Source organism: Paraburkholderia humisilvae (assembly GCF_902859855.1).
Taxonomy (GTDB): Bacteria; Pseudomonadota; Gammaproteobacteria; order Burkholderiales; family Burkholderiaceae; genus Paraburkholderia; species Paraburkholderia humisilvae.
Genome location: NZ_CADIKH010000013.1, coordinates 191,436 through 197,435 on the forward strand (window position 1 = coordinate 191,436; position 6,000 = coordinate 197,435).

6 protein-coding genes are annotated in these 6,000 nt (G+C 62.1%); 3 read left to right on the forward strand and 3 right to left on the reverse strand.

Annotation, left to right across the window (positions count from 1 at the left end):
• Positions 1-175 precede the first annotated feature (175 nt).
• Positions 176-622 (reverse strand): c-type cytochrome, encoded by a 447-nt coding sequence (locus HV796_RS16030; protein WP_175227483.1) that lies wholly within the window; start codon positions 620-622, stop codon positions 176-178.
• A 453-nt stretch (positions 623-1,075) separates the two neighbouring features.
• Between HV796_RS16030 and HV796_RS16035 the strand changes: the two genes are divergently transcribed.
• The 3 genes from HV796_RS16035 (at position 1,076) to HV796_RS16045 (ending at position 3,597) form a co-directional block, all read left to right on the forward strand.
• Positions 1,076-1,435 (forward strand): BON domain-containing protein, encoded by a 360-nt coding sequence (locus tag HV796_RS16035; RefSeq protein ID WP_175227484.1) that lies wholly within the window; start codon positions 1,076-1,078, stop codon positions 1,433-1,435.
• Between the two features lie 311 nt (positions 1,436-1,746).
• Positions 1,747-2,712: a LysR family transcriptional regulator gene (locus tag HV796_RS16040; RefSeq protein ID WP_175227485.1), complete on the forward strand. Its 966-nt coding sequence runs from the start codon at positions 1,747-1,749 to the stop codon at positions 2,710-2,712.
• 360 nt (positions 2,713-3,072) lie between these two features.
• Positions 3,073-3,597 (forward strand): RNA polymerase sigma factor, encoded by a 525-nt coding sequence (locus HV796_RS16045; protein ID WP_175227486.1) that lies wholly within the window; start codon positions 3,073-3,075, stop codon positions 3,595-3,597.
• Positions 3,598-3,735: 138 nt separating this feature from the next.
• On the opposite strand, the gene HV796_RS16050 is transcribed toward HV796_RS16045, so the two are convergent.
• Both HV796_RS16050 and HV796_RS16055 read right to left on the reverse strand, forming a co-directional pair.
• Positions 3,736-4,257 carry a single-stranded DNA-binding protein gene (locus HV796_RS16050; protein ID WP_175227487.1) on the reverse strand — a complete coding sequence of 174 codons (522 nt, stop codon included), beginning with the start codon at positions 4,255-4,257 and terminating at the stop codon, positions 3,736-3,738.
• 35 nt (positions 4,258-4,292) lie between these two features.
• Positions 4,293-5,483 carry an MFS transporter gene (locus HV796_RS16055; protein ID WP_343052906.1) on the reverse strand — a complete coding sequence of 397 codons (1,191 nt, stop codon included), beginning with the start codon at positions 5,481-5,483 and terminating at the stop codon, positions 4,293-4,295.
• Between the last annotated feature and the right edge of the window lie 517 nt (positions 5,484-6,000).

Consider the following 6,000-nt stretch of genomic DNA (forward strand, 5'->3'; position numbering starts at 1 on the left):
GGACGGACGCCCCCGTCCGCGGACGGGGGCGTCGACAAGCGTGACCTCGAAGCGCGAAGTCAGATCGTTGCGCGCGAAACCGGTTCAAAAGCGATGATCGCGCCAAACGCCGGGTTCAGGAAGCGAGGTCGAAAGGCAGTTCGAAGGACGAGCGAAAGCGCGCACCGCGTACGGCTCAGTTGATCGAATGAAGATACGCGGCGACCGCCCGCGCATCGTGTTCGTTCAACCGGTAGTCGGGCATCGGCGGATGCGCCGTCCCGCCGCTCGGGGTATGGCCTGTTTCGAGAAAGCTCACCAGTTGCGCCTCCGTGTAGCCAGCCGGCAAACCCGCAATCTTGACCGAGCGGTTGACCCAGCCCGGCACCGGATTATCCGGCGTGATCGGAATCTCTGCGCCATGCAGGTCTTCGCTGGCGATGGGCATACCGTGCGCGTCTTTCGGCGTGTGGCAATCGATGCACATGCCGACACGATGGACGATGTAGTCGCCATGAGCGATCAGCGCACTTTGCGAGTCGGCGGACGGCTTGGCGAAAGCGGCGGCCGGCGACAGCAGCGCAAGCACGTACAGCCCGTTGAGCGCGCGACGCAGCGCGCGCGTTGAATGGTTATGCGGCATCTATCCAACCTCCAGACGAGTGTGTAAAGCGGGGGCGCAAGGTGCCGCGGGTAAATGTCCGCAGCATCGCGGGATCGGAAGACGTGAGAGAACAACGAAGCCTTCGCGTGTGCCCAAATCCTCTTCGCGTCAAAGCGGGATGTCACTGCCACCCGAAAACATCCGTGGAATCTGGTTTATTCCACACGCTTAATCGATGTGTCCGCGGGTTAAATCGGGCAAGCGAAACGGTGAAGTTTGCTTCGCTATACGGGACGAAAGGTCGCAACTGGACTCGCGCATGAGGCACGATGCATTTAGGGAACGACACGTGCATACTCTGTTTGCCGCTGCGCGATACGCGCCAAATTAGTCTTGCATTAGAGCGGCGATTGGCACTATTTTTACTTTTGCTTTTCTGTTGTTTTCCGATTCGTCACGCGGGCCCCCTATAACCGAGACAAAGGAGCTGTCATGAACGCAATCGATCTTTTGAAGGTGATGGTTGTTGCAGGATGTGTGGCAGTGACGTCGACCGCCTGGTCGCAGACGAACGATTCGATGGCGAGTCCCGCGGCCGCGGCGCCCACGGCGAAAGCGACGAAGCAGGCGGACCGCAGGCTCGGCCGCAGCGTGCGCACTGCATTGAGCCGCGGAGGCGTCAACGTATCCAACGTGTTCGTGCGCGCGCGCAGCGGCGTGGTGACGCTGACCGGTACCGTGCCGGAGGGCGGCCAGATCGCCCAGGCCGGCGACATCGCGAAGGGCGTGCAAGGTGTGACATCGGTGAACAACAGGGTCACGCTCGGCCTGCAAGGCGGCGGCGGAAACTGACCGACGCTCGCAGCCGATGACCAACATCGGCTGCGCCAGGTGGGAAAGACCCCGCGGTAACGCGGGGTCTTTTTTTGGTCCCACACTTTGGCGTAGAAGCTGATGCAACGAACGAACCCGAACCCGAAGCACAACGAACATTACACGTAGCTTTCATAAAAGACTTCTCTCACGAAACGTCCGCGGATTTCGGAATAAAACGCGCATCAAGCTGTTCTCCGTTCAATAGGCCGCCTGGCGGCCCATCAAACCAGAATAAACCCGGGGACCGCGTTGACCGGACGATCCTTGGCACCCATTCAACCGGCACCATGCCTACTAGTTCACCCCGTTTAAACTCCGGCCTGCTGCACGCGATACGTCTGTTTGTGCGGGTCGTCGACGCGCGCAGCTTTACGGCCGCTGCTTTGCAGTCCGATCTGACCCCGGCACAGGTTTCGCGAATGGTCGGCGAGCTCGAACAGCGTCTCGGCACGAAGCTGCTGCATCGCAACTCCCGCCACGTATCGTTGACCGGCCCGGGCGAACGCTATCTGCTCAAATGCCGGTCGATCCTCGATCTGGTCGACGAAGCCGAGAACGAAGCGCGCGACGCGGCAACGCGCCCCGCCGGCACGCTAAAGGTATCGTGCATGTCGGGCTTCGGCCGGTATCATCTGCTGCCGCTGTTGATGGACTACCTGCAGCGGTATCCGGACGTGAAAGTCGAGTTCTCGACGCGCCAGAACGCGCCCGATGTGCTGGCGGAAGGCATCGATTCGAGCGTCTACTTCGCGCAGGAGCTACCGCACTCGACCCTCGTCGGCCGAAGGGTCGGCGGCATGCGCGGCATTCTTTGCGCGCGGCCCGATTTCCTTGCACGGCACGGCACGCCGTCGCACCCTGAAGACTTGATGACTTATAGCTGCCTGAAGCTTGTCAATATCACGCGCGACTGGCAATTGACCGATGGCGATTCGACGATCACGCTGCCGGTATCCGGTCCTTTCAAGGGTGATTCGACCGACGCGGTGTTGAGCGCGGTATTGAACGGACTGGGAATTGCGTTGCTGCCACCGTGGGCGATCATCGACAGCCTGAACTGCGGCCAGCTCGTGCCGGTTCTGCCGCAATGGCGTACACCGGAGATCGGCGTCTACTCGCTCATTTCGTCGCGACGCTATCTGCCTGCGCAAACGCGCGCATGGATCGACCTGATCGCGGAGAAGCTTCCGGTTGCGCTCGGACGGGATGAACTGGCAATCATGCGGTTCATCGCCACATCAACCGAAGTCTGATCGTATGCCCTGCTGAAAGTGCATATCTGCATTGCGTCCGCGGAATAGTGTATTTCAACTTCGCAGATTCCCGCGCTGGCCGCTTGGGCATTCGGGTCCGCGGTGTTCGTTACGTGTCATGCAACGTTGCCTTTCGCTCACCATGGTGTTGAACTGCTTTCGCAGTCTTTAACATCGGTCACAAGTCGCGGGTGGGCCGCGCGGCGCAGCGCCGTCCCGTCCACTCCATACAAACCCCTTACTCAAACCCGTTGCTTCACAAGGTCCGGGCGACTGGCACGGGCCGCGGATGGCTTGCGGTCGCGAGGCTAAAGCTCGAGACACCGGCGCGGAATCGGCGCATTCAGAGGGCACTGACGTATGATCAACCAGGATAGCTTGGCCGGCATCGAGTCGTTGCCGCGCATCTGGGCGTTCGCGCTGCGCCTCACCGAACAGGAACGGGACGCCGAACGGCTCGTCGCACAGGCGTGCCGCCGGTTCATGGCTGGAGACTGGAGCAGCAGCGCGTCGCGCTGCCTGCGCCCGTTGCACCGGCTCTTTTCGATCATGGCCGCGGTTTGGCTCGAAGAAGGCTACGCGCAGCGCCACGCGCGGATGCGGTCTCTCGAAGGCGAGTGCGTGTGTGACGGGTCGTGCGACCGGCTCGCGACGCACTGCGCTCATTGCCTGTTGCGGCACGCGGTCAGTTCGCTTCCCGACGCGCAGCGCGTGCCGATGCTGCTGGTGCTGGTCGAAGGCTTGAGCTATGCGGAAGCGGGCGACGTGCTGGCCATGTCGAAAAGCGACGTCGCCGATGTCGTCGCGCAAGGCCGCGCGACGGTCGCGGGAATGCTAAGCAAGCACCGGCAATATCGCGGCGCCTGGCAATCCGAATTGTGCTGAGCGCGTGTTACGCGCTACCGCTCGATCGGGCGGCGGCGCACAGCAAAACCGACGAAAAGGCCGGAACCCTCGCAAGCGTGGGTTCCGGCCTTTGTGTCTTGACCGGCGTCGTGACCGCCTGAGCGGCGTGCGTTGGGATTAGAACGGAATATCGTCGTCCATCTCGTCGAAGCCACCGCCGGCCGGCGCGCTCGGCCGGCTTGCGGCGCCACCGCCACCGCCGCTGCGAGCGGCGCCACCACCGCCCGCCGGGCGGCCGCCGCCACCGCTGCGCTCGGCCGGTTCACGGCTGTAGCCGCCATCGTCACCGCCGCCGCCCGAGCCGCCGCGGCCGCCGAGCATCTGCATCTGGTCCGCGACGATTTCGGTCGAGTAACGGTCGGTGCCGTCCTGCGCCTGCCATTTGCGTGTGCGAATGCGTCCTTCGATATACACCGACGAGCCCTTCTTCAGATATTCGGACACGATTTCCGCGAGCCGGCCGAAGAACGAGACGCGATGCCACTCGGTCATTTCCTTCATTTCGCCGGACGCTTTGTCCTTATAGCGGTCGGTCGTAGCAAGGCGAATATTCGCCACTGCGTCGCCGCTCGGAAGATAACGGACTTCCGGATCGGCGCCGAGGTTGCCGACGAGAATGACCTTGTTCACGGATGCCATAAGTTTCTCCTTTGATTCCGTTGCGGGCAGCGTTGTCAAGCCTTGCGAGGAGGCTGCTTCATGTTTGCGGCGATTATAAGCCAGCACAAAACGAGCCCCGAGCACGCGTAGAACACCGCGCTCGATCCGTCGATTTTCAGCAGCCAGCCGCCCATCACGCCGCCCAGCGCGAGGCCGATCGACTGTGTGGTGTTGTAGACGCCCACCGCCGCACCCTTGCGGGTGCCGGGCGCGAGCTTCGACACCATCGACGGCTGCGAGGCCTCGAGAATATTGAAGCCCAGAAAATAGACCAGCAGGATCGCCGCCACGATCGCTATGGTATGCGGTGCGGCGCCCAACAGTAATTGGCCGATCAGGATAAGAGCAATCGCACTGACCAGTACCGTTTTCATCTTTCCACGCTTCTCGGCCGCGATGATGGCGGGCACCATCATCACGAACGATAGCCCCATCACCGGCAGGTAGATCATCCAGTGCGATCGGACCGGCAGGCCGTTCGCTTCGAGAATGCGCGGCACGACGAGAAAGAGCGCGGTCTGTGTCGCATGCAGCACCAGCACGCCGAAATTAAGCCGCAGCAGCTCGACGTTGTGCAGCACTTCCGCGAACGGCGCGCGCACGTGCACCGGCTTGGGCGCGTCGGGCACGCCCCACAGCACGATACCCACGGCAAGCACGGAAAAGATGCCGATCAGCGCGAACAGACCGCTCATGCCGATCCAGTGAAACACAATCGGCGCACCGACAATCGCGACCGCGAACGAAATGCCGATGCTGCCGCCCACCATCGCCATTGCTTTCGTACGGTGTTCCTCGGAAGTCAGGTCCGCGATGAACGCGATCACCGCCGACGATACCGCGCCCATTCCCTGGATCACGCGGCCGACGATGATCCACGTCATGTCATGCGCGAGCGCGGCGACGAAGCTGCCCAGCGCAAAGATCAGCAGGCCGGTCGCGATAACGGGCTTGCGGCCCACCTTGTCCGACACCCAGCCATAGAAGATGTACAGCAGAGATTGCGTGACGCCGTATGCGCCCAGCGCGATGCCGACCAGCAGCACGTTGTCGCCGCCAGGGATCGTCTTCGCGTAGATCGAGAACACCGGCATGATCATGAACAGGCCGAGCATGCGCAGCGCGAAGATCGACGCGAGCGCCATGGTCGCGCGCAACTCGGACGCGCTCATGCGTGTGGAAGTGGCAGACGGATTGGAGGACATCGACGGAGAGACTCGGATGAACGTGCGGATGCAGATACGGATACAAGCGGGGATGCCAACGCGGCTGACGGCGTGGCGGCCTTGCCAGCTAGCAGGTTACAGCGCCGTGTTTCACGATTGATGCGGTTCCCGCTGCTGCGCTGATTTGCCGCGCTCTCTGCTACGCCTGTTGCCACGATTTGTTTGCCGTAGTCGTAGTTTGGCCGCGTTCTGTACGGCGTCGACCGCTTGACGAGCCGCAATTGATTGCGCGTTTTATGTGAGGCGTCGCTTTTTGTCACGCGTGATTCCACACATGGCCGAGCGCCCGTTCCAGATTAACCGCACATTCCGCCTCGCCGCCGCACCGTTGGCGCCGCGCCGCGCAGGCTTTCGGGCACGATCAGGTCGCCATAACGGCGGTCTGGGTCGGGTAGCCCGATCCTCTTACGAAGATCGGGCCCCCCGAGAACCGTACGTGCGAGTTTCCCCGCATACGGCTCAAATCTACAAAACAAACAAAGTCCCGTCTTATGAC

Coding starts and splice junctions, on each gene's coding strand:
- HV796_RS16045 (WP_175227486.1), top strand. CDS start 3,073: ATGATCAACCAGGATAGCTTGGCCGGCATCGAGTCGTTGCCGCGCATC.
- HV796_RS16050 (WP_175227487.1), bottom strand. CDS start 4,257: ATGGCATCCGTGAACAAGGTCATTCTCGTCGGCAACCTCGGCGCCGAT.
- HV796_RS16030 (WP_175227483.1), bottom strand. CDS start 622: ATGCCGCATAACCATTCAACGCGCGCGCTGCGTCGCGCGCTCAACGGG.
- HV796_RS16055 (WP_343052906.1), bottom strand. CDS start 5,483: ATGTCCTCCAATCCGTCTGCCACTTCCACACGCATGAGCGCGTCCGAG.
- HV796_RS16040 (WP_175227485.1), top strand. CDS start 1,747: ATGCCTACTAGTTCACCCCGTTTAAACTCCGGCCTGCTGCACGCGATA.
- HV796_RS16035 (WP_175227484.1), top strand. CDS start 1,076: ATGAACGCAATCGATCTTTTGAAGGTGATGGTTGTTGCAGGATGTGTG.